The organism is Streptomyces sp. NRRL F-6492 (genome assembly GCF_001280125.1).
GTDB lineage: Bacteria > Actinomycetota > Actinomycetes > Streptomycetales > Streptomycetaceae > Streptomyces.
Map to the genome: position 1 here is coordinate 1 of NZ_LGEG01000129.1, position 565 is coordinate 565.

Annotated in this window: 1 protein-coding gene; it reads left to right on the forward strand. The window is 69.2% G+C overall.

Going from position 1 to position 565, the window contains the following annotated elements; all coding sequences use genetic code 11:
* Positions 1 to 278 precede the first annotated feature (278 nt).
* On the forward strand, positions 279 to 565 hold a 287-nt coding region (locus ADL08_RS12465), incomplete at its 3' end, for a MerR family transcriptional regulator (protein WP_053642175.1).

Consider the following 565-nt stretch of genomic DNA (forward strand, 5'->3'; position numbering starts at 1 on the left):
AGTTGATCACCGAGGAGAGGACGGAGGAGCGCAGCGCCATCAGGATCGCCCGGACGCACGTACTGGGTCCGGGTACCGCAGGACATCGTCAGTGAGGTGGTCTCCGGTCAAGCAACCGCGATCCCCGCGCCCCCGGCAGCAGTCAGGCCGGGCGAGCGGACACAGAAGGCCGGCGCAGTATCGGGGCCGGCAGGTGGTGTAGTAGTTCCTTCGGGGCCCTGGTGCCGTACGGCACCAGGGCCCCTCGACGCGTTTCGGAGATTCAGAGAGAGGTGCAGATGACAGCAGACGACACACGCGGGCGTCTCGACGACGACGACTACCCCGCCTACACCATGGGACGGGCCGCGGAGATGCTCGGCACCACCCCCGCCTTCCTGCGCGCCCTGGGCGAACACCGCCTGATCACCCCGCTGCGCTCCGAGGGCGGCCACCGCCGCTACTCCCGTTACCAGCTGCGCATCGCCGCACGCGCCCGCGAACTCGTCGACCAGGGCACCGCCGTCGAGGCCGCCTGCCGCATCATCGTCCTCGAGGACCAGCTCGAAGAAGCCCAGCGCATCAA